The following is a 22,773-nucleotide window of genomic DNA, read 5'->3' on the forward strand; positions in this document are numbered from 1 at the left end:
CGGTTCGTCGTGCCGAGTGCAGGGCCGCCGTGGGGCCCCTCTTACCGCTCTGCGCATTGACTTCGCGCCCTGCCTGCGCGACACTGCTAGGCCTCTCAGTAGTCGCCCATTGAAGGAGACTAGGCCCTCAGCGAAGCCAGGACGGATGACGCTTCTTACGATCAACGGCACGGACCGCAGCGACGCGGCCGATCCTTCGGCCCGCTACAGCGCTTCGGTGCTCGCCCACGCGGCCGGCGTCAGCGAGGCGGCCGTCCGCCGCTGGACGCGGCGGGGCTACCTGCGGGCGGTGGTCGGTTCTCGCGGCGCCCCCGGTTACGGCTTTGTTGAGGCCCGGGTCGCGCGCACACTGGCCAGGCTGACGTCGGCCGGCATGTCGCTCGATCAGGTCGACCGCGTGGTCGACCGGCTCACCGAGTCGGCGCCCGCCGGATGCCGCCCGCTCGCCGAGTGGGATATCGCCCCGCACGGGGACACGGTTGTCGTGCTCTCGGACGGTCGGGCCCGGGACCCGGCCGGCCAGCTGATGATGGAGTTCGACCGCCCCGCCGGGCCCGCCTGTTGGTCCGACGACCACCACCCGTCGGTGCTGCCGTTTGAGTCGATGGCAGCCGATTGCGACAGCGGGCTGCCGTTCGATCCGGACGAGGTCCGCGACGAGGCGACCGAGCTGCTCGAGCAGGGCGACTACCTGCTGGCCGAGCAGATGTTCCGCTCGCTGTTGCTGGCGGGCGAGGGCGAGCCGCTCGACCACCTGGCGCTTGGTGAGTGCCTGAGCCGCCAGGGCGACCTGTCTGCCGCCCGCGAACGGTACGCGGTCTGCTTGGAGCAGGACCCCGATTCGCTGGCCGCACGCCTCAGCCTGGGGGGCGTCTACCAGCAATTGGGAGAGTGGGAATTGGCCGCGGGAGCGCTGGAGGGCGTGCTGGCCCAGGCGGACGATTGCGTCGACGCGTTGATCCCGCTTGCCGAGGTATACGACCAATTGGGGCGGGAGGAAGAGGCCCAGGGCCTCCGCCGCCGGCTGCTGCGACACGCCCCCGAGGGGCCCTGGGCCGCCGAGGCCCGCGCCCGCCTTACCGAGCCGTGCGACGCCGCCGACGATCAGGCCGCAACGGCCCCCGAGGTTGAAAATCCCTCCGGTTTCCCTATTCTGCAGTGATCGTGAGCCGGGGCGAGCCAGGCGGACCGCCCCCACAGCGCTGACACGAGGCGCTAGAACGAGGCTGAGACTAGAGCACCTATGGGCGAAGTCCTATTCCAGTACAAGCGGGTCGACCCCACCACCTGGGCGTACCTTTCGTCGCTGCTCGCGATTGCGTTGTTCTTTAAGTTCAATCGCTTCTGGAGCGTGCGCAACTTCGACCTGCTGCTGGTCATCCTGCTCGCGCCCGGGCTGCTGTGCATCAAGCTCGGCCTGGAGAAGAACGCCACCGGCGCCGACGGCTTCGGCATCGAGATGTTCGGCTACATCTGGCTGTTCTCGGTCAATGCGTTGCTGCTCCTGCGGATGCTGCTCGACTCGGCGATGGTCCGGCGGCCGCTGCTGGAGTCGAACCTGACGGTCGGCGGGCTGAGCTTCCTGACGGCGTCGCTGCTGCTGTTCCTGACCGCCAACGTCATCAACGGCACGCCGGAGAAGGCCGACATCTTCGCCGCGCAGCGGGCCGAGCACGTCCGCAACGTCGAGACCTCGGACGTCGAGAACCGGGTGCTCGAGACCCACGGGCCCGGGTTCACGCTGTTCTTTTTTTTGCCCCACATCTCGACCCAGACGGTGATGGGCAACGAGCCGGTCGCCCCGGCCGAGTCGTCCGACGGTCTTGGGGACGGTTTCAATGACGGGGCCCCCGGGGGCGACGCATCTGCCGAGCAGTCCGGCGACCAGCCGCCGCCGATCTCAACCGCGCAGCGCGTCACCGCCAAGATCATGGCGATCTTCTCGCAGATGATGATCGTGCTGGGGATGGTGCTGGTCGCCGCGCGGCACTTCGACAACATGCGGATGGGCATCGCCGCCGCGACGCTCTACCTGCTGCTGCCCTACACCGCGATGTGGACCGGCGCCGTGACCCAGGCGCTGCCCGGCGCGCTGCTGGTGTGGGCCGTGCTGTGGTACCGCCGCCCGCTGGTGTCGGGCGCCCTGATCGGGGCGCTGTGCGGCAGCATCTACTACCCGATTTTCCTGACGCCGCTGTGGATCGCGTTCTACTGGAACCGCGGCCTGGCCCGGTTCCTGATCGGGTTCGGCGTGTCGATCGGCGTGCTGGTGGTGGTGCTGCTGTTCACGTCGTTCGACGTGACCGGCTTCCGGCCGGACGTGTTCACCGACCGCCTGACGCAGATGTTCGGGGTGTTCTGGCCGCGGATGGACGACCAGGACGGCGTCTGGCACTACTGGAACGCGGTCTACCGGCTGCCGGTGATCATGACCTTCCTGTGCCTGAGCGTCAGCTTCCTGGTGTGGCCGTCGCAGAAGAACCTGGGGACGCTGCTGTCGTGCTCGGCGGCGCTGATGATCGGCACGCAGTTCTGGCACGCCCACTCCGGCGGCATGGCCCTGGCGTGGTGTCTGCCGGTGATGCTGCTGACGATCTTCCGGCCCAACCTCGAGGACCGCGTCGCGGTTGACGTGGTGTACGGCAGCCGCGGGAGCCGCACGAAGGCGAGCTAGCGGCAAGCCCGCGATGCTGCGTAGCGCTTGGGAGTAACTGAAGGCGGAAGCCATCAGGTAGGCGGCGGCCCACGCTGCGGGGCTCGAATCCCGCGGGCTTCCGCCAGCGGTTACCCCGATCTACGCCGAGGCAAAGTCGCCGGGGCTGATCCCTAGGTCGACGATGCTGCACGCGACGATCGGGTGCAGGCCGAGCGCCTCGGCCCGTTCGACCACCTCGGGGGCGTCGGCGCCCGGGTTGAGCCAGAACTCGCGGCAGCCCTTGGCGGCGATTTCTTCGAGCAGGCCAAGGGTAACGTCCGGCGGCAGGTAGACGCTGATGCGGTCGAGGCTCTCGACCGGCACGTCGGCCAGTGTGCAGTACGTCGTCAGGCCCTCGATCTGGCCCCCCTTCGGGTTCACGGGGTAGACCTCGTAGCCCTGCCTCTGGTGGGCGCGGACCGACTTGTTGCCGTACTTGGATCGGTTGCTGCTCGCTCCGAGAATCGCCGCGGTTGGTTTGGGCATCGGTTACTCGTCACGTCGGAGGTCGACCACCTGGGTAGTGGTCCGATTGGCCAGCCACCTGCGCCACGCCTGCTCGTCGTAGCCGAAGTTCTCGCCGGTCATCTGGACCAGCGCGGTCCTCACCTCGGGGTTGCGGAGGTCGCGTCGAATAACCTCCGCCTTGCCGTTGCCGAACGTGAACCCGCCGCGAGAGTCCATGCCGATGTTGGTCTCGCCGGGGGCGTCCGGCCCGGCCTTGAACTCGTGCGTGGTGATCAGCGCGCCGATCAAGGCGCCCAAGGTCTCTTCGGCGCCCAGCATACCGAGGGCCGCGCCGGCGCGGTTGACGATCGGGTTGCTCGCGCTGCTCAGCGAGCGGGTGTAGATCTCGGCCAGGCCCGGGCGGTTGGCCTTGATCAAATGCTCCAGGCAGGTGACGCGTTCCTCGTGCCGCTGCGAGTTGAGCGACAGCGTCGCCAACGCCTGCACGGTGGCGGGGTGGTCGATCTGGGCGGCCGTGGCGATCAGCAGGTCGCGGACGTCGAGGTTTTGTTCTCGGCTCAGCAGCCGCACCAGGGCCGAGGCGGCCGCCGGGTTGCGGAGCTGCTGGAGCTCCTCGGCGGCCATCATCGCCTCCTGCGGCTTCGACGACCCGAGGTCCCGCCGCCAGCGGGCGAGCTGCTTCTTCCAGTTGACGGCCAGCTCGGAGCCGCGCTCGCTGCGCTGCAGCAGCTCGACCTCCTGCGGCGTGCGGTAGCGCCCGTCGTAGCGAACCAGGCCGCGCGACTCCATCAGCTCGTCGCGGGTCATCCACTTGCCGCGGTGCACGCTGTAGCCCAGCAGCTGCCGCGCTTCTTCGTGGTTGGGGTCGAGCTCGATGACCCGCCGGGTGTGGACCTTGGCCTCGTCGTCCAGCCGGTTCGTGCGGCACCACTTGGCGAGGTCCCAGTTGGCCTCGGCGGTGTCGGGCACGGTTGCGGCGCGTTGCTGGTAGGTCGAGGCCTCGGCCGATTGTGGGATCGCACTCCGCACGTCCGATCGGTTGAGCGTCACGCGGCCGCCGCCGGCGAGCTCGAGGTAGATCTTGTCGCGGTCGCCGTCCTCTTGATTGACCAGCTGCCCGACAAGCCGGCCGCCGCTCTCGAGCACCACCACGTCAGCGGCGGCTGCGGTGGCGAGCAACGCCAGCAACGACACGACCAGCAGGGGGCGGGGGGCAGAAAGCATGCGACAGGCAGTGGGGGAGGGCGACTTGTCGAGAGGGCGGGTCGTGGGCGGGCGGGGCGTTCTCTATTATAAGGGCCAGCCGCGACCGCTGGCGACTATTTCGTCGCCGGCGGTCCGATTCAATCCGCATATCCTGTGCAGCCGAACCCGCCTAGCGATGGACACCCCACCGAACGAGCCCGCGGGTCCGCCCGCTGGGTCGGGCGACTCGCCAGTTAGTCGTCACCGGGCCGAGGGCCCCGCGAGTCTCGCCTGCGCGGTGGTGACCGTTTCCGACACCCGCACCGAGGCCGACGACCGCGGCGGCGGTGCAATCCTGGAGCTGTTGGCGTCTTCCCCCCATCGGGTGGCCGCGCGGCGGATCATCCCCGACGAGCCGACGGTCATCAACGATGCGATCTGCGCGTTGGTCGATCAGCCCGACATCGACGCGGTGCTGCTGACCGGCGGCACCGGCATTGCGCCCCGCGACCACACGATCGACGTCGTCGAGCGGCTGCTCGACAAACGCCTGCCCGGCTACGGCGAGTTGCTGCGGATGCTCAGCTACCAGCAGGTCGGCTCGGCCGCGATGCTGAGCCGCGCTACCGCCGGCGTCGTCGGCCAGACCATCATCCTCACCATGCCCGGCAGCCCCGCCGCGGTGCGGCTCGCGATGCAGGAGCTGATCCTGCCAGAGCTGGGGCACCTCGTGAGCCAGGCCCGCGGGTAGCACGACCCGTCCCGATTGCCCCGATCAGCCCACGGCGCCAGCCGTGAGACTGCCCAACGGGTTGGTCCCATGGCTGGCGTCACGGGCCGTTCAGTGCCTGCGGGCTGGCGGCGCCGCCGGCTGACGACTTCGGTTGCTAGCACGCTGGGGATCGATCTTGCCCCGGTGTCGAGGGTTGCCTAAGCTCCCCGCTCGCGCGCCGGATTGCGCGCGGTGAATGCCATCCCACGCCCGTGCCCAAGGAGGGGCGCCGTGCAACGTCTACTCATGCTCGCGATGCTTAGTGCGCTGCTGGGTGGCGGGTACATGTTCACGCAGGGGATGAGCGTCGGCGACCTGCAGAAGGTCGTCTCGGCTGGCAAGCAGGCCGCGCAGCAGTACTCTTCCAATGGCCAGGGCGGCGGCCAGCCGGCCTACCAGCCGCAGTCCCCGCCGCCGATGTCCCCCAGCGCGGCCGGCTACGTGCCGTCGCAGCCGGCGGCGGGCTCGACCATCCGCATCGGCAGCTACAACATCGAGAAGTTCGGCGACAAGAAGGCGAGCAACCCGTACGTCATGCGGACCCTCGGCGCGATCGTCAAGAACCTCGACCTGGTCGCGATCCAGGAGATCACCACCCAGGACGAGTACTTCATCGACAAGTTCCTGGAGCAGTACGTCAACAACACCGGTCGGCGGTACTCCCGTGTGGTCGGGCCGCGGCTCGGCCGCAGCTCCTACAAGGAGCAGTACGCGATCCTCTACGACACCAACACCATCGAGTTCAACCCGCAGCTCAACTACACGCTGCAAGACTACGACGACCTGCTGCACCGCGAGCCGCTGGTCGCGATGTTCCGCGCCCGGGCGGCGCCGAACCCAGACGACCGCTTCAGCTTCGTGATCATCAACGCGCACACCGACCCCGACGAGACCGCGCAGGAGTTCGACGCGCTCGCCCAGGCGTACCTGGCGGTGCAGCGGAGCAGCGTCATTGGCGGCCAGCAGGAGGACGACATCATCCTGCTCGGCGACCTCAACACCAACGTCCCCGCGGCCAGCCCGTACCGCAACGACCCCGGCAGCCGCAGCCTGCGGCCCTCGGACCTCGGCGGGCTGGGGCGGTTGTCGTACCTGTACCCCGTGATCCGCAACCAGGCGACCAACACGTCGGGCAGCAAGCTGAACGACAACCTGCTGATCCACCGTGGCGCGACGGTCGAGTTCACCGGCCGCTCCGGCGTGATCGACGTGCAGGGCGTGTGGGGCCTGAGCCCCGACCAGGCGCAGCTGGTGTCTGACCACCTGCCGGTGTGGGCCGAGTTCAGCGTCTTCGAGAGCGGCGCCCCCGGCCGCATGGCGACCCGGCCCGTGCAGCCGACGCGGTAACGCGGTGCGTCAACCGCGCCGACGCCCTCCTAGTCTCGTCCGCTCGGCGGGGCTTTTCTCGGTCAGACCACACGCTACAGGCCGAGGGTTGGCCTCGCGATCGATCGCGTTTGCGGCTTACGACTTGCGATTGAATACCGGCCCGAGAGGTGGCTGTTTTATGCCAAGAACCGGTTGGCGGATGATTGTCTTGGCGTTGCGCCCGTGCTAGTTTCGTGGCGCTACCGCGGTGGTCGATCTTTTCTGAAGTCCGCATCTGTAACCGGGAGGTTCCTGCCATGCGCCGCCAATGTCTCTGTGCAATTGTTGTGCTGGCGATCGCCAGCGCTGCCCCGGCCGCGGAGTTCAACCGCTCCTCGCTCCCGATCACGCAGCCGCCGTTCAAGGGCAAGATCGGCCTGACTCCGGCGGAGTCGACCAAAGACTTCCCCGCCCAGGTCGCCGCTCCGAAGGGCGCGCCCAACGTCCTGGTCATCCTGACCGACGACGTCGGGTTCGGGGCGAGCAGCACCTTCGGCGGGCCGATCCCGACCCCGACCTTCGAACGGCTGGCGCGATCGGGGCTCCGCTACAACCAGTTCCACACGACCGCGCTCTGCTCGCCGACCCGGGCGGCCTTGATAACCGGCCGCAACCACCATCGCGTCTCGACCGGAGTCATCATGGAGGCCGGCGTCGGCTACCCCGGTTACAACACGCTGGTCCGTAAGTCGTGCGGCACGATCGGCCAGATCCTCAAGTACAACGGCTACAACACGTCGTGGTTCGGCAAGAACCACAACGTGCCCGACTGGCAGTCCAGCCAGGCGGGGCCGTTCGACCTGTGGCCCACCGGTTTGGGATTTGAGTACTTCTACGGCTTCGTCGGCGGCGACACGAACCAGTGGGCGCCCGCGCTGACGGAGAACACCCGTCCGATCGAGCCCCCCGCCAACGACCCCGACTACAACTTCGACGTCGACATGGCCAACCGCGCGATCGCATGGATGCGGATGCAGAACGCCGTCGCGCCCGACAAGCCGTTCTTCTGCTACTACGCCACCGGCACGGCCCACGCGCCGCACCACGCCCCCAAGGAGTGGATCGACAAGTTCAAGGGCAAGTTTGACCAGGGCTGGGACCAGGTCCGGGCCGAGACCCTCGCCCGCCAGAAGAAGCTAGGCGTCGTGCCCGAGGGGACGCGGCTGACGGAGCGTTCGGAGGGGATCGCGGCCTGGGACTCGCTGAACGACAAAGAGAAGGAACTCTACGCCCGCATGATGGAGGTCTACGCCGCCGCGCTCGCGCACGCCGACCACCAGTTTGGCCGCATCATCGACGCGATCAAAGAGTCGGGCGAGCTCGACAACACGCTGATCATCTACATCCAGGGCGACAACGGCGCCAGCGCCGAGGGCAGCGCTCAGGGCCTGCTCAACGAGATGACGTTCTTCAACAACATCGAGGTGCCGTTCGACACCGTTTACGAGCAGAGGGCCGAGCTCGGCGGGCCGATGGCCTTCAATCACTACCCGATCGGCTGGGCCCACGCCATGGACTCGCCATTCCAGTGGACCAAGCAGGTGGCGTCGCACTTCGGCGGCACCCGCAACGGGATGGTGATCTCGTGGCCCAGCAAGATCAAGGAGGCGGGGCGGGTCTGCCCGCAGTTCCACCACGTGATCGACATCGCGCCCACGATCCTCGAGGCAGCCGGCCTGCCCGCGCCCGAGTCGATCGACGGCGTCACCCAGGAGCCGATGGACGGCGTCAGCCTGGCCTACACGTTCACCGAGCCGAAGGCCGAATCGAAACGCACCACGCAGTACTTCGAGATGTTCGCCAACCGGGCGATCTACGACAACGGCTGGGTGGCGTGCACCAAGCCGCCGATCGCGCCGTGGGTGAGCGTCGCCGACCCGGTCGACATCGTCGAGGGGTATGAGTGGGAGCTGTACAACATCAGCGAGGACTTCTCTGAGTCGAACAACGTGGCGTCGCAGCACCCGGACAAGCTCCGCGGGCTGCAGCGGCTGTTCTACATCGAGGCGGTCAAGAACGACGTCCTGCCGCTGGACAACAGCAAGGTTGAACGGCTGGACGTCACCAACCGCCCGAGCCTGACCCGCGGCCGCGACGAGTTCACCTACTACGACGGCATGACCCGCATCCCAGAAGGGTCGGCGCCCGACATGAAGAACAAGTCGTTTGGCATCACCGCCGTGGTCGAGGTCCCCGAGGGGGGCGCCGAGGGCCTGCTGATGACCCAGGGGGGCCGCTTCTGCGGACTCGGGTTGTACCTGCTCGAGAGCAAGCCGGTGTTCGTCTACAACCTGGCCGACGTCGAGCGGTACCGCGTGGAGTCGCCGCAGCCGCTTGGCCCGGGCGAGCACGTCGTGACGCTCGACTTCCGCTACGACGGCGGCGGTGTCGGAAAGGGGGGCGTTGCGACGCTCAGTGTGGACGGCAGCGAGGTCGCGTCAAAGCAGCTCCCTCGCACCATCGGCTACCGCATGTCGCTCGACGAGACCCTCGACATCGGCGAGGACACCGGCACGCCCGTGAGCGAGGACTACCAGGTCCCGTTCAAGTTCACCGGCGAGATCGACAAGGTGACCATCAAGATCTCCGACCACGAGCTCACCGACGAGCAGCTCCACGAGTACCGCCAGCAGCAGGTCAAGGCGGCGCTGTCGCGGTAGGCAGGCCCTGCCAGCGGCCTCCGCGATTGCCGGCGAAAAGGCGATACGCCAGTCCTTTGGTTGGCGATGATGCCGAGGGACTTCTGGGTGTCGACTTGGTAGAATACGCAAAGCGGCAAGCACCGCCAAACGGCGCGGGCCGGCGTCGTTTTCTTTTGGCGACGAGTGCCGGCCGCGCGGTCCCTTCGGGCGAACCCGACCAACGCAAAAAGGCCAGGCGATGAACGCGTCCCATCAGGTGTCCAAGCACGCGAAGGAGCTGGAGCAGGCCAACGAGATCCTGCGGGAGTGGAACCGGCAGCAGCTGGTCGTGGCGGCCTACATCGCCTTCCCCGCCGCCGTCGGCCTGATCTTCGCGCTAGCCTTTACCGGCCTCCTGGGCGGCGCCGCGCTGCCGGTGGGGTGCGCGCTGGGACTGACGGCCGGGGTTGCGCTGTGCCGCGATCTGGTTCGCAGCCGCAGCGGCTCGCTCTGGATAGCTTTTGCGCTGGTCGCGCTGTTGTGGCTCGCTGCGATCGGCGTGGCGTTGATCTCACTGCTGTGAGTGCAAGCGGCGAACGGCGTTGGCTATCGGTCTTGTTCTGCGATCTCGAGTGGCCCCGCTGCTGTTAGGTGCCTGCGCTGGTGCCTGCGCTGGTGCGTCGCGTAGTAAGTTCCTCGTCGTTCCGAAGCGATTTGTCAGTCGACGCGAACACTTGTGCTACTCTCATCGGCTACGAACCAACCGTGCTGGGTTCAATCGCGTACTCAATAGACGAGGCAACACAATGATTCGGCTTCTTGGCGTGTTTGCCGCGTTTGTGGGCGCGGTGGTTGTTGCGGCGGAGCCGCGCCCTTTGCTGGTGATTCAGGAGCGGGACCCGTGGCGCATGGTTATGGGGTCGGACAGCGCCAAGTTTGTACTCTACGACGATGGTTCGATCATCTACCTCCGATCCGAACCGATTCCGGGCGATCCATTTGCGCGGCGGACCGTGGCGGACGCCAAGGCCCAGGTCGAGAAACTGCTCGGCTTCGATATCGCCACCGCCGAGGACAATTATGAGCTTACGTGGACCACTGACCAGGTGACGACTACAGTTTGGACCCCTGCTAAGCAGATCCGCATCTACGGTAATTGGCGAGAGCGGCCTGCTAGGGGAGACCGCGAACAGTGGGCGACTCTTCCGGCCGAGCTCCGACAGGCGCTGACGCGGATAGAAGAGCAACGCGAGGCTGAGGGCAAGCCGTGGCTCCCAGAGTCGATCGAGGTGATGCTGTGGCCTTACGGAAACGCGCCCCAGGAATCAATTGTCTGGCCGGCCGCGTGGCCAGGCCTCGACGCCCCCACAACCCTCAACCGCGAGAATCTCTATCTTGTCTTCATGCCGTCGGAGCTGCTCCCGGATCTCCAGAAGTTCTTGGCGGCGCGGAAGCGAAAGGGCGCCGTGTTGATCGGAGGCAAGAAGATGTCGGCTGCTTACCGATTCCCGTTTGTCGGAGAGCAGGCTTGGATGCCGTGATGGCGAACCTGTCGGAACAAACGACTCTGGCGCGCCTACTAGCCACCAACATCGCCGTTTGCAGAGCACCCGTACGCGTATTCGACCCCACCGCGTGACTCGCTTCGACAACGAACTCGGAAAGACTCGCGGGCCGCGGCCGGTGGTGACGAGTCTCAGCGTGGCAACCGCATCGGGCGAGCGCGTTTCAACCCGCTATTATCGCAATGACTTCTGCATCAGGACGTGGGCAATGCCGACTTCCTCAAACTCCTGGCCAACCTGCCGATAGCCGAGCTTGCGGTAGAAACCAGCGGCCGGCACGCGGGCGTGGAGCCGCACGTTCCTGTAGCCCCGTTGGAAGAGCTCTCGCTCGAGCGATTCAATCAGCTTGCGCCCATGGCCCCGCCCCTGCGTGTGCCGCACGACCGCCATCTGCCGGAGCTTAACCTCGCTCGGTGAGATCGGCTTCGCCACCACGCACGCCTGCAGCTCATCGCCCTCGAAGAGCCCGAAGTGCAGCTGGTTGGCCTCGAGGGCGAGCTCCTCCTCGTCGAGGCTGAGTCCGAGCGGGGCTCGCAAGACCTCTTGCCGCAACCTGCACGCGTGGCGGTAGTCGTCAGAGCTGTGGGCAATTTCGCGAAACTGTAGCATCGGGGGCGATGTCCTCTGCAGAGCAACCAAGCGGGCAGAAGCCGAGCGTTTGGCTTCGACTTACGCCGTCGCGAGCGTGAAGCAGACCGCACGGCTTTAATCCTCCTCGTACGCCTTGCCTGCCTTGTACCGTTTCAGACATTTTTTCATGTGAGCTTTCTCTTCCTCGGGCGCCGAGTCGAGAGCCTTGCGCTGACACTCGACGGCGTCGTCGAAGCTGCCTTGCGCCGCGTGGGCTGCTGCAAGCACGTAGTGGTCGTCGTATCCCATGTCACCTGAGAGTTTGCGAGACTCTTCCGCCAATTGGACGGCGCGTTCTCCATCACGGAATCGAACGTCGGAACAAGTTGCCAGAATCCAGGCGAGGGTTCTGTACCTCGTGGAATTTTCTGGGTCGAGACGGATGGACTCGTGGTAGTCGGCGATCGCCTCTTGGAAGCTGCCACTTCTCGTCCACGCAACTCCGCGGTTGTTGTACGCAGAGGGGTCGTCGGGGTCGAAGCGTATCGTTTCGGTGAAGTCAGCGACTGCCTTGGTGTACTCACCTAGCCTAGTAAACGTGTTGCCACGGTTGTTGTAGGCGTCGGCGTGCTGTGGGTCGCAGCGAATGGCCTCGCTGTAGTCCGCAATCGCTTTGTCGGGCTCACCTCTTCGATCCCAATTGAGGGCCCGATTGAAGTAGGCATCGGCGTATTGTGGATCGAGGTTGATGGCTTCGCTGCAGTCGGCGATCGCCTGGTCGTATTCTTCAAGTTCCGTCCACGCTTTGGCACGGTGATAGAAAAAATACTTTGCAGAGGAGTGCCTCGGTTCGAGACCAATCGCTTCGGAGTAGTCGGATACTGCCTTCGTGTATTCGTCTAATCGGGCCCAGGCACGTCCGCGGACGTAGTAGACAAGAGCGTCCCCGGGCGCGAGATCGATCGCTTTGGTGTAATCGGAAACTGCCTTCGTGTATTCGCCTTTCCGGGCCCAGGCACGCCCACGGTCGCTATACGCAAGGGCGTCCCCGGGGGCGAGGTGGATGGACTCGGTGAAGTCGGCGATCGCCTTGTCGTACTCCTCCTTCGTCATCCAGATCCGGCCACGGCTATGAAACGCGTACGCATCCACTGGGTTGAGGTGGATTGCCTCCGAATAGTCGTCGATCGCCTTGTCGTGCTCGCCCTTCACGGCCCAACAGTACGCGCGGCTTAGGTAGGTATGGGGGGACTGGGGGTCGAGTCGGATGGCATTGGTGAGGTCATCAATCGCATCGTCGTGATCACCTTGTTCAGACCGAAGGCGGCCACGACTGCCTAACGCGTACGCGTCTTGCGGGTCGAGAGCGATGGCCTCTGAATAGTCGTCGATTGCCTTGCTGTCCTTTCCTTGCATGGACCAGGCGTAGGCGCGGTTTTGGTAGCAGTCGGGAGAGGTTGGATCGAGATGGATGGCCGCCGTGAAGTCGGCGATCGACTTGTCGTGCTCACCAGCCTTCCCCCAGGCCCTCCCGCGACCGCAGAGCGCGAACACGTCCTGTGGGTCGAGTTGAATGGCTTTGTTGTAGTCGGCGATGGCCTTGTCGTGCTCGCCGTTCTGGCTCCAACTGAAGCCGCGGTGCACATAGGCGACGGAATCATTCGGATCGAGAGCGATGGCTTCACTGAAGTCGGCGATGGCCCTGTCGTGCTTACCGAGCTCTCTCCACCTAGACCCCCGTTCGATGTAGGCGACGCAATCACTTGGTTCTAAGCGAATAGACTCGTCGCAACCTGCAATGGTTGCATCGTGCTCGCCCATTTCACTCATGTTCGTCAACTCACGCGTTTGGCAACGTGTTGCTCTTTGAAGGCAGTCGTGCTGGCGCCATCGCCAAGTTGGAAACCAGTAACTCGAGGGTAATTGTAACCTTCACGCAACACGACGTGAAACAGGATCAGGTCTCATGGGGGGGGAGGCAGGGGCACTGCTGCTTGGCGAACTTGGCGTCCTGGCGGCTCGTTCCCTCCCAGCCCTGACGTTCCTGGCCGCCCGCAAGAACTTCTCCATTTCGTTGTAGAAAGTAGGCCACCCAGCGCGGTAGATTACACGCACAACTGAGGCATCGAGCAGAGCTCAGGGCGGTCGCCGTCCGAGAGTATCCAGCAGAGCCCGGCCCGAGGGAGCGTCGCTAACCATGCGGCGCCCTTCGGGCCGGGCTTTTTTTGTGCCCGTACCGAAAACGGAGCGAAAGGAACGCCGTGAAACGCGTCGTGAAAACACTGGCCGAGGCCGCGCCCGATATCCACGATGGCGACCTCTTGCTGTTCCGCCGCCGGGGGCTGATTGCGATTGCGGGTCGGGGTGAGCACGCGCACGCCGCCAAGGCGGTCCGCTGGGGCGACGACCTGTACTGCGTCGAGGTCCGCGAGTGGCACGGCGGCCGGGCGGTGACGCTCGCCAGCCAGGTGGGGCGCTACCCCGGCCGCATCGACGTTTTCGCCGCCAACCCGCGGCGGCGGTGGCCCGAGTACGACCGCGCCGCCGCCGCCCGCTACATGCGGCGGCTGGCGGGCTGCGACTACGGCTACGCGGCCGTGCTGCGGGCGGCGCTCTTGCACTTGCCCGTTGTGCGGGCGCTCGTCAGGCCCCAAACCGAGGACGATGCGGCCAAAGACGACGCGTCGGACCAGCGGCCGCCGTTCTGCAGCCAGGCGTGCGCCATGGCCGACCGCGTTGCGGGCGGGGTCGACCCGACGCCGCACTTGGCCGACCGGCTGACCGAGCCGGCCGATCTGGCCCGCAGCCCGTTCTACGAGTACCGATTCACCCTCTGTGGAGGCGATCAATGACCCGACGACGCAACAGTCGCCGCGAGTTCGAGTTGGCCGTGCTGGTCGCCCTGACCGTGGCCGCCGCGTTGGCGATCGTGGCGAGCTGCCGCGGGCAGTGTCCCGGCGGCGTCTGCCCCGCACCTAATGCTCAGCGGCCGCCGCAGCGGCCAATACAGTGGAGCGAGGTCCAGCTCGGACCGCTGCTGTCGGCGGCCATCTGCCGCGTGACGAATCACCACGATGGCCACCACGCCGGCAGTGTGGAGCTCGGCACAGGCACGCTGATCCGCGGCCGCGACGGCCGGCCCTACGTGCTGACCTGCAGCCATTTGTTTGACGCCGGCGTCGGGCGGATGACGGTGCGATTCGCCGGCGGGGGAGAGACGCCGGCCTCGATTGTCGCCCGCGACACGGCGCACGATGTAGCGTTGCTGGCGACGAACGCGGCCGCCACGCCGGTTGCGCACGCCGAGTACCAGAACGACCGCACGCTGGTCGCCGCCGGCCTGGGAGGCGATGGTCGCCTGCGGGCGGTGCGCGGCGACGCGGCCGGCAAGTCCACGCCTAACGGGGCCCGCTACCCGAGTGTCGTGATGCACGGCGCGGTGCGGCCGGGCGACTCCGGCGGGCCGCTGCTCAATGCCGAGGGGCACGTGATCGGCGTGGTGTGGGGCGCCCGCGGGAAGACGACCTACGCGACGGTCGGCGAGCCGCTCAGGGAGCTGCTGGAGCGGCTGCCACCAATTGAAGCGACGCCGCACGAGCCACGCGTCGCCGCCAACCCGCCCCAGATCGCACCGCCTCCCGAGTGCCGCTGCGAATGCCAGTGCGCCGGCGACTGCGTGCAGCGCGGCGACCTCGACCGCTACGCCACGCTGGCCGACCTCCAGCGGATCGGCGTGCAGGGCGAGCGGTCACCGCCGCCCGCCGTTGACGCGGGGGGTGGGCACGGCGATTTGCTCTCGGGCGTGCTCGCCGCAGCGGCGACGGCGCTCGGCATCGGCGGTCCCGCAGGGGTGGCGTTGTTCGCCGCCAAGTTGCTGCTGCGGCGCCGCACCTCGCGATCGAGTCAGAGCCGCGGCCAGGGAGGTCCGCGCCGCGGCAGGTTTCCGCGCAAACCGGCAACGCCCGACCGACCAGCAGCAGTACGAGTGGAGCCAGCAAGAGAGCCGCCCGATCGCCGTTGACACCCCTCCGCCGCCCCCGGCCGTAAGGCGCGAGACGCACTACGTCCCCTACGAGAACGACCGCTTCGCTCGCGCGCACCAATGGGCCAGCGAACAGGTCGCCCGCAAGTTCCCCGGGGCGGTGGAGGTTTTGACCACGCTGGACTCGTTGATCAAGCAGCAGATGAACGGGAGTGACAGCTAATCCCCCTCCCCGGCAGGGGGAGGGGTTAGGGGAGGGGGCAGAGTTTTCCGGTAGTTGGGGCTTCCCTGTACGAGCTCCCAAAGGATAAGCCACAGGCGTGGATTGTGGTCCTCCAACCCCCTCCCTCAATCCCTCCCCCTGCCGGGGAGGGAGGACACGCTTGCGACCCGTGAGCTCGCCAACTACTTCGCACGACCCACAGCACTTCACCCAACAAGGAATCAACCATGCCAATCACCAACACCGATGCGGTCCTGTGGTACAACGTCGGCGTCTTTGGCGACGCCGGGTACGCGGTGCCCAATTGGTCGAACGACGTCGGCAGCCTCAATCCGCAGGTGCTCGACTGGGTCGAGCTGGTGGGACGCAACCTGTTCCACATCATGCACCACGAGGACGCCGACCTGCGGATCCCGCCGTCGATCAACACCTGCAAGCGGGTGCACAAGCTGTACCTCCGCGCGGCAAACATCCTGGCCGGCAGGGCCGTGCCCGCGGGCGTCGACAACATGGAGGTCCGCCACGCCCGGCCCGCCGGCGAGGTGTTCCGCGTCTACCCGGTGCCGTACTTCAAGGTCCGCAACCCGTTCCTGCGGCGGTGGGCGGGGCTGATCTTGGTGTCGCTTTCCGAGGCCATGCAGCACACCGAGAACCGCAAGGAGATGGAAATCTCCACTGCGTTCGCCGGCACGGTCGGCCAGTACGTGCGGCGGGTCTACACCAACATGGCGATCGAGCTGTTCGGCAAGACCCGCGAGGCGGCCATCGCCGACGGCTTCGCGCTGACCGACGCCGACCTCGCCGCGTACAACCCCGGCGCGTTCTTCACCTCGACCGAGATGGTCGACACCGTGCCGCGGCTCGACCGCGTGTTCACCGAAGACCGCCTCGAGGTCCTGGCCGAAGGGATCTCCGTCACCGAGCTCCCCGCCGACATCGGCCCGTGGCCGACCAACCTGACCAACTTCTACAGCGGCGTGCGGAGCGATGGTGTGATGCCGGGGGCGACGAGCGGCGGCAGTGGCGCTACCGCTGCGCCGATCATCCCCCCGGCGCCGTAACGGGAATCCCCCTCCCCTGAAGGGGGAGGGGTTAGGGGAGGGGGTAGTTTGTCCGTTAATACACGCCTTCCTGTACTAGTCCACGGCCTTTCTGACAGGCGTGCCGCTAGGTAATTCCTCACCCCACCTCCGACCCCTCCCCATCGAGGGGAGGGGGGACACGCTCGCAACTCGTGTACTCACTTCACCCCCTCCCACAGTGTTTTCGAAAAGCGGGCTCCCCCAGAGGGGGAAGGGACTAACGACGGCGAGGCGTAGCTCGCCGGCTACTCCAACCAACTCACACCCATGACCCGAGTCACCCACGACCGCGTGCGGCTGGCGCCTGCCGACTGGGGCGGGCTCTGCTCGCTCGCGTTGACCATTGCGATGCTCGTCGGCGCGACGCTCTACAAGGTGCACGACGCCGCGGCGGCGGTGCGGGCGCGGCAGGCGCGGATCGACGCCGAGCTCTCGCACCTCGACACGCAGGTCAAACGCCTGCAGCAGGACGTGCGGCTGCTATTGAGAAAGGACGAACCATGAACGTACGCGACCGCGTGACCGAACTCCGCCGTGTGCCGGCGGGCTGCCTCACGCCGCACCCGCTCAACTGGCGGACCCACCCCCAGGGGCAACGGGCGGCGATGCAGGCCGTGCTGGGCGAGCTCGGCTACGCCGCCGCGCTGGTCGCCCGCGAGCTGCCCGACGGATCGCTGCAGCTGATCGATGGGCACCTGCGGGCCGAGGTGACGCCCGACGCCAGCGTGCCGGTATTGCTCGTCGACCTCGACGACCTGGAGGCGGCCAAGCTGCTCGCCACGCACGACTCCATCGCCGCGCTGGCCGGCGTCGACCGGGAGTCGCTCGACGAGCTGCTCGGCCGCGTCGAGACCGAGAGCCCCGAGCTGCAGGCGGTGTTCGACGGGCTGGCCGCGCAGGCAAACCCGACCGGCGTCGACGTGCCGGCCAACCTGCCTGACCTCGACATCCCCGAGACCTACCAGGTAGTGGTCGACTGCCGTGACGAGGCCGAACAGTTTGAGGTGTACCAAGCCATGCGAGAGGAGGGACGCAAATGCCGCGTGTTGACGCTGTAGTTGAGTGCCCGGTGCACGACTCGTTCCGGGTGCAGCAGGCCGCAGGCTTGTTCGACGTGCCGCTCGGCGAGCGGGCGAGCGAGCGGTTCACGGTCGAACTTCCCGACCTGGCAGACGACTGGCAGATCGGCCTGATTGTCGGCCCGTCAGGAAGCGGCAAGACGACCGTCGCCCGCCACGCGTACGGCGAGCGGCTATTCAAGTCGGCCGACTGGCCGGCCGACCGCGCCGTGGTCGACGCCTTTGACCCGTTGCCGGTCCGCCAGACGGTTGGCCTGTTCACGGCCGTCGGGTTCAGCTCGCCGCCGTCATGGGTCAAGCCGTATCGAGTTCTATCGCGGGGGGAGCAGTTCCGCTGCGACCTGGCCCGGGCATTGGCCATTGCGGATTGCAGATTGGGGACTGTGGATTCATCGGATTCTGCCCCAATCAAATCCGCCATCCGCAATCCCCAATCCGAAATCCCCCTGGTCGTGTTCGACGAGTTTACGAGCGTCGTCGACCGCAACGTGGCGCGGGTCTGCTCGGCGGCGGTGGCGAAGGCAATCCGCAGCGGGCGAGTGCAGAAGCGGTTCGTCGCCGTGACCTGCCACTACGACGTCGCCGCGTGGCTGACGCCGGACTGGACGCTCGACATGGCCGACTGCCGGCTGGCTCGGGGGTGTCTTCGACGACCGCGCATCCGATTGGAGATCCATCGCTGCCGGCTGGAGGCGTGGCGGCTGTTTGCGCGGCATCACTATCTGACTGGCTCGCTCGCCCCGCAGGCCCGCTGCTACCTGGCGACCTGGGATGGAGCGCCGGTGGCGTTCTGCGCGACGCTGCCGGTGATCGGCCGCAAGGGGCACCGGCGGTTCACGCGGATCGTCACGCTGCCGGACTACCAGGGGATCGGTATCGGCTCGCGCGTCGTCGAGGCGGTCGCGCAGCTCCACCGCGAGGAGGGCCTGCGGATCAGCGTCACCAGCAGCCACCCGGCATTGATCCAGCATTGCAAGGCGTCGCCCTACTGGCGGACTTCGAACGTGAAACGCAATCGCCAACGCCACGCCGGCACGCACCTGCACCCCAACTACCGCGACTGCACCGGCCGGATGGTGGTGTCGTTTGAGTACGTCGGTCCCACGGCTGGCGCCGTGGGCTGTTCACCATCCAAACCCGAATTGCGTAGCCAACCAAATCCTAGCCCACGGCGCCAGCCGTGGGACTGAACGACATCGCACACAAATGCCAGAACTAACCGAACAACAGAAGCAAGACCTCTGCAACCTAGCCGCGGTCGGCTGCCGCCGCGAGACCGCCGCGCGGTTCGTCGGCCGCACCGTGGCCGAGATTGCCGAGGTCACGGAAGCCGATCCCGAGTTCGCGGTGCGGCTATGCCGTGCTGAGGCGACCGTCGAACTCGCCCACATGCGGTGTGTGCAACAGGCGATCCGGGACGAGAAGAACTACCGCGCCGCTATCTGGTGGCTCGAGAACGCCGCGCCCGAGGGCTACCTCCGCCGCACGACCGACGCGCTCAGCCGGGCCGAATTGAACAAGCTGCTCGCGGCGATTATCGCCGCCATCGAGAGCGAGGTGGCCCGTCCCGAGGAGCGTGACGCGCTCGCCGGGCGGCTCAGCGAACTCACCACGCAGCAGGACGACATCATCAAGGAGGGGCGTTCATGACAACCATCGGAGCATCCTTCCGGCCGCCTGGCTGGACCTCGCAGCGGGTCACAAGGGCGCTGCAGCAGGTCGCGCGAGCGGTGGCGGCCTCGGCGGCTGCGGTCCGTTCGGCAGACGCCGACGCGTCGCTCGACCTGCTGGCGTGGGGGCAGCGGTACCTGCCGCTGCATTTTTCCAAGCCGCCATCGGCCATGCACCGTTGGCTGGCCGAGCACGCCGACGCGATGCAGGCCAGCCGCGGCGCGAAGGTCAACCTAATCGGCCCCCGCGGCGGCGCAAAGAGCACGGTCGGCACGCTGGCGGCGGTGCTGCGGGCGGCGGTCACGGGGCGCGAGAAGTACATCTGGATCGTGTCGGCCACGCACAGCCAGGCCCACAACCACCTGGCGAACCTCAAGCACGAGCTGACCGACAACCGGCGGCTGGCGGCGGCCTACCCGGCGGCGACCGGGCCTGCCAAATGGTGGCGAGCGTCGTCAGTGCGGCTGGGGAACGATGTCGTGATCGAGGCGTTCGGCGTCGGCCAGCGCCTGCGGGGCCGCCGGATGGGCGCCGCGCGGCCAAGCCTGATTGTCTGCGACGACCTAGAGGACGACCGCCACATCGCCTCCGCCGCGGCCCGCGACGTCAGCCGGCAGTGGTTCTTCGGCACGCTGCTCAAGGCGGGGGCCGCGGGCACAAACGTCATCAACCTGGCCACCTCGCTGCACCGCGACGCACTCGCCCCGCGGCTGCACCAGACTCCCGGCTGGGCGTCGCGGGTGTTTGCGTCGATCGAGGAATGGCCCACCGAACAAAATCTCTGGGCCGAGTGGGAGCGGCTCTACTGCCTGCCCGACGAGGACGCCGCTCAGCAGGCCGCCGTGTACTACGAAGCGAACCGCGACGCGATGCACGCCGGCGTGCGGGTGCTGTGGCCCGAGTCGGAGGACCTGCTCGCGCTGATGCGGCAGCGGGTCGAGGGGGGCGTCACGGCGTTCGAGCGCGAGAAGCAGGGCTGCCCGATCGACCCCGAGCGGTGCGAGTGGCCCGCCGAGTACTTTGGCGAGCACGCCTGGTTCGACGACTGGCCCGACGGCCTGCGGCTGCGGGTGATGGCGCTCGACCCGAGCAAGGGCGGCGACGCCCGGCACGGCGACTACTCGGCTTATGTGCTGCTCGGCGTCGGCCCCGGCGGTGTGCTGTACATCGACGCCGACCTCGCGCGACGGCCGACCGCGCAGATGGTGGCCGATGGTGTGGGGCTGCTCGAGTCGTTCCGCCCGCGGTCGTTCGGCGTTGAGGCCAACCAGTGGCAGCAGCTCCTGGCGGCCGAGTTCCAGAGCGAACGCGCCCGCCGCGGCCTCTTGGGCCAGGCGATCGCCGAGATCCACAACCACACCAGTAAGGCGATGCGGATCCGCCGGCTCGGCCCGTACCTGTCGCAGCGCCGCTTGCGTTTCCGCCGCGGCTCCCCCGGCGCCCGGCTGCTGGTCGAGCAGCTGCAGGACTTCCCCCTCGCCAGCCACGACGACGGCCCCGACGCCCTCGAGATGGCCGTGCGGTTAGCAGAGGAAATCTGGCAGAGCGGGTAATGGGGCGACTTCAGAGCCTGTATGAATTACCGCCGCGACGCGGCGCAAAATCCCCCTCCCCTGTAGGGGGAGGGGTTAGGGGAGGGGGCTGAGTTGTCCGTTAGGGGCCGTAGTCCTGTGCCAAAAGCAATCGCTTGGCGCGTAGGCGGTCCGCTGTGGTGAGGCCAACCCCCTCCCTCAATCCCTCCCCCTGCCGGGGAGGGAGGACACATTCGCAATCCCTGCTCCTGCGTTCCCCGGCGAGGCGTAGCTCGCCGGCTATTTCCCATCGTCGACTAGGAGTTGCTCAATGCCCAACGACATCAACACCACCCTCAACCAACTCCGCAGCCGGCTCTCGGAAGCCTGCGGCGACCTGTGGCACGACTTTGTCGATCCCCGCGACGCGTACGCCGGCGAGGACGGCGAGTGGTGGGCGCCGCTGGTCGCTAGCGGCGGCGGTGGGCAGCGTGTCGACACGCCGCTCGACGAGCACGGCCTGGCCCGCCTGCGGGACGAGTGCCGGCGGCTGGCGGTGCACAACGAGTTCGCGATCAACGGCCACGAGAACCGCGTCAATTACATCGTCGGCGCGGGGCACGTCTACCTGGCGACGCCGCGGAAGGGCCGCCACGCGCCCGACGCCTTGGCGGGCCGGGTGCAGGCGGTGCTCGACGAGTTCCAGCACGAGAACCGCTGGCACAGCCGCCAGCAGGAGGTGGTCCGCCGCCTCGACCGCGACGGCGAGGCCTTCCTGCGGTTCTTCACCGCCGGCGGCGTGACCCGGGTGCGGGTGATCGAGCCCGACCAGGTCGCCGCGCCAGAGCGGGCCCGGCACGACCCGCGGGCGAGGTTTGGCGTCGTGACCGAGCCGGGCGACGTCGAACGCGTGCAGGGCTACTACGTCGACGGCCGCTTCGTGCCGGGCGGCGAGGTGCAGCACCGCAAGGCGAACGTCGACGCGAATGTGCGGCGCGGCCTGCCGCTGTACGCCGGCGTGCGGAGCAACCTCCGCCGGGCCGAGCGGCTGCTGCGGAACATGAGCGCGGTGGCCGAGGTGCAGTCGGCCATCGCCCTGATCCGCCGGCACCGCACCGGCACGCGGACCGGCGTCGAGCAGTTTGCCGACCAGGCCGCGTCCAGCACGCGGACCGACGCCGGCGGCCGCACCGAGCGGATCACGCAGTACGGCCCCGGCGCGATCCTCGACGCGCCCGCCGGGCTGGAGTACGAGTTCCCCGCCACCGGCATCGACGCGTCACGCTTCGTGGCGGTGCTGCAGGCGGAGCTGCGGGCGATCGCCGCGCGGCTGGTGATGCCGGAGTTCATGTTCACGAGCGACGCGTCGAACGGCAGCTACGCGTCGACGATGGTCGCCGAGGGCCCGGCGGTGCGGATGTTCGAACGGCTGCAGGCCAACCTGATGCAGGACGACTGCGAGGTGATGTGGCGGGTGATCGACAACGCCGCCAGGGCAGGGCGGCTGCCCCGTGATGTCCGGCAGCAGATCGAGATCCAGATCACCCCGCCGTCGCTGCACGTGCGTGACCCGCTGAAGGAAGCCCAGGTGAACAAGATCGCCCACGCGGCCGGCGTGCTTTCGCCCCAGACTTGGAGCCAACGGCTGGGGTTGGACTACGACCAGGAGCAGATGAACCTAAAGATGCACGAGCATCGAGGGGAGCAATAGCTAGTCGCTGCGCAGCAGCGGCGGCGGCGGCCGTAGTCCTCCTCCCCTAAAGGGGGAGGGGCTAGGGGAGGGGGCTGAACGTTCAGAACGTGGACGCGTTCCTGTACCAGCCGGTGTCCTTACGCCCTCGTCAGGAATGAGACATCGCGATTTGCGACCCGACCCCCTCCCTTGGTCCCTCCCCCTTCCGGGGAGGGAGATAGAAGCTCGCCGCTTCGCGGCTTGCTCTGATGCAGCAGTCACTTGGATTCACTCATTCACTTCGAGAGA

The 22,773-nt window shown here is 67.3% G+C and carries 20 protein-coding genes; 16 read left to right on the forward strand and 4 right to left on the reverse strand.

The window, feature by feature from the left end; genetic code table 11:
• The first annotated feature begins 145 nt into the window (after nt 1-145).
• Both Pla123a_RS01845 and Pla123a_RS01850 read left to right on the forward strand, forming a co-directional pair.
• A complete protein-coding gene (locus Pla123a_RS01845) occupies nt 146-1,162 on the forward strand; it encodes a tetratricopeptide repeat protein (protein ID WP_146583820.1) in 1,017 nt (338 codons plus the stop codon).
• Between the two features lie 81 nt (nt 1,163-1,243).
• Complete coding sequence (locus Pla123a_RS01850) at nt 1,244-2,674, forward strand: hypothetical protein (RefSeq protein ID WP_146583821.1); 1,431 nt, start codon at nt 1,244-1,246, stop codon at nt 2,672-2,674.
• Nucleotides 2,675-2,794: 120 nt separating this feature from the next.
• Here the strand turns inward: Pla123a_RS01850 and Pla123a_RS01855 are convergent, their stop codons facing one another.
• Both Pla123a_RS01855 and Pla123a_RS01860 read right to left on the reverse strand, forming a co-directional pair.
• Complete coding sequence (locus tag Pla123a_RS01855; protein ID WP_146583822.1) at nt 2,795-3,181, reverse strand: CoA-binding protein; 387 nt, start codon at nt 3,179-3,181, stop codon at nt 2,795-2,797.
• Nucleotides 3,182-3,184: 3 nt separating this feature from the next.
• On the reverse strand, nt 3,185-4,387 hold the full coding sequence (locus Pla123a_RS01860) for a hypothetical protein (RefSeq protein WP_146583823.1): 1,203 nt from the start codon (nt 4,385-4,387) through the stop codon (nt 3,185-3,187).
• Nucleotides 4,388-4,544: 157 nt separating this feature from the next.
• Here Pla123a_RS01860 and Pla123a_RS01865 point away from each other — a divergent pair, with 157 nt between their 5' ends.
• The 5 genes from Pla123a_RS01865 to Pla123a_RS01885 all read left to right on the forward strand — a co-directional run bounded on the left by Pla123a_RS01865 (nt 4,545) and on the right by Pla123a_RS01885 (nt 10,650).
• Entirely contained in the window at nt 4,545-5,099 is a 555-nt protein-coding gene (locus Pla123a_RS01865) for a MogA/MoaB family molybdenum cofactor biosynthesis protein (RefSeq protein WP_146583824.1), read from the forward strand.
• Nucleotides 5,100-5,351: 252 nt separating this feature from the next.
• Complete coding sequence (locus Pla123a_RS01870) at nt 5,352-6,467, forward strand: endonuclease/exonuclease/phosphatase family protein (RefSeq protein ID WP_146583825.1); 1,116 nt, start codon at nt 5,352-5,354, stop codon at nt 6,465-6,467.
• 278 nt (nt 6,468-6,745) lie between these two features.
• Nucleotides 6,746-9,148, forward strand: a complete 2,403-nt coding sequence (locus Pla123a_RS01875; RefSeq protein ID WP_146583826.1) for an arylsulfatase — start codon at nt 6,746-6,748, stop codon at nt 9,146-9,148.
• A gap of 220 nt (nt 9,149-9,368) precedes the next feature.
• Entirely contained in the window at nt 9,369-9,692 is a 324-nt protein-coding gene (locus Pla123a_RS01880) for a hypothetical protein (protein WP_146583827.1), read from the forward strand.
• A gap of 223 nt (nt 9,693-9,915) precedes the next feature.
• Nucleotides 9,916-10,650, forward strand: coding sequence for a hypothetical protein (locus Pla123a_RS01885; RefSeq protein ID WP_146583828.1), 735 nt, complete (start codon nt 9,916-9,918; stop codon nt 10,648-10,650).
• Nucleotides 10,651-10,848: 198 nt separating this feature from the next.
• Here the strand turns inward: Pla123a_RS01885 and Pla123a_RS01890 are convergent, their stop codons facing one another.
• The gene (locus tag Pla123a_RS01890) at nt 10,849-11,283 is read right to left on the reverse strand and encodes a GNAT family N-acetyltransferase (protein ID WP_146583829.1); all 435 of its coding nucleotides are present in this window, start codon (nt 11,281-11,283) and stop codon (nt 10,849-10,851) included.
• A 96-nt stretch (nt 11,284-11,379) separates the two neighbouring features.
• On the reverse strand, nt 11,380-13,074 hold the full coding sequence (locus Pla123a_RS01895; RefSeq protein ID WP_146583830.1) for a tetratricopeptide repeat protein: 1,695 nt from the start codon (nt 13,072-13,074) through the stop codon (nt 11,380-11,382).
• A 431-nt stretch (nt 13,075-13,505) separates the two neighbouring features.
• Between Pla123a_RS01895 and Pla123a_RS01900 the strand changes: the two genes are divergently transcribed.
• From Pla123a_RS01900 to Pla123a_RS01940, 9 genes are all read left to right on the forward strand, one after another.
• Nucleotides 13,506-14,096, forward strand: a complete 591-nt coding sequence (locus Pla123a_RS01900) for a hypothetical protein (RefSeq protein ID WP_146583831.1) — start codon at nt 13,506-13,508, stop codon at nt 14,094-14,096.
• On the forward strand, nt 14,093-15,265 hold the full coding sequence (locus Pla123a_RS01905; RefSeq protein WP_146583832.1) for a S1 family peptidase: 1,173 nt from the start codon (nt 14,093-14,095) through the stop codon (nt 15,263-15,265). Before Pla123a_RS01900 ends, Pla123a_RS01905 begins: the two co-directional genes overlap by 4 nt.
• A gap of 411 nt (nt 15,266-15,676) precedes the next feature.
• Nucleotides 15,677-16,510, forward strand: coding sequence for a hypothetical protein (locus Pla123a_RS01910; protein ID WP_146583833.1), 834 nt, complete (start codon nt 15,677-15,679; stop codon nt 16,508-16,510).
• Nucleotides 16,511-16,798: 288 nt separating this feature from the next.
• Nucleotides 16,799-17,035 (forward strand): hypothetical protein, encoded by a 237-nt coding sequence (locus tag Pla123a_RS01915; RefSeq protein WP_146583834.1) that lies wholly within the window; start codon nt 16,799-16,801, stop codon nt 17,033-17,035.
• Entirely contained in the window at nt 17,032-17,589 is a 558-nt protein-coding gene (locus Pla123a_RS01920; RefSeq protein ID WP_146583835.1) for a hypothetical protein, read from the forward strand. Before Pla123a_RS01915 ends, Pla123a_RS01920 begins: the two co-directional genes overlap by 4 nt.
• Entirely contained in the window at nt 17,568-18,800 is a 1,233-nt protein-coding gene (locus Pla123a_RS01925; protein WP_146583836.1) for a GNAT family N-acetyltransferase, read from the forward strand. The genes Pla123a_RS01920 and Pla123a_RS01925 overlap by 22 nt, the downstream gene beginning before the upstream one ends.
• Nucleotides 18,801-18,816: 16 nt before the next feature.
• Nucleotides 18,817-19,260, forward strand: coding sequence for a hypothetical protein (locus Pla123a_RS01930; protein WP_146583837.1), 444 nt, complete (start codon nt 18,817-18,819; stop codon nt 19,258-19,260).
• The gene (locus Pla123a_RS01935; RefSeq protein ID WP_146583838.1) at nt 19,257-20,834 is read left to right on the forward strand and encodes a hypothetical protein; all 1,578 of its coding nucleotides are present in this window, start codon (nt 19,257-19,259) and stop codon (nt 20,832-20,834) included. The genes Pla123a_RS01930 and Pla123a_RS01935 overlap by 4 nt, the downstream gene beginning before the upstream one ends.
• 289 nt (nt 20,835-21,123) lie before the next feature.
• On the forward strand, nt 21,124-22,503 hold the full coding sequence (locus Pla123a_RS01940) for a phage portal protein (RefSeq protein WP_146583839.1): 1,380 nt from the start codon (nt 21,124-21,126) through the stop codon (nt 22,501-22,503).
• Nucleotides 22,504-22,773: the final 270 nt, after the last annotated feature.

It is taken from the genome of Posidoniimonas polymericola (assembly GCF_007859935.1).
Taxonomy (GTDB): Bacteria; Planctomycetota; Planctomycetia; order Pirellulales; family Lacipirellulaceae; genus Posidoniimonas; species Posidoniimonas polymericola.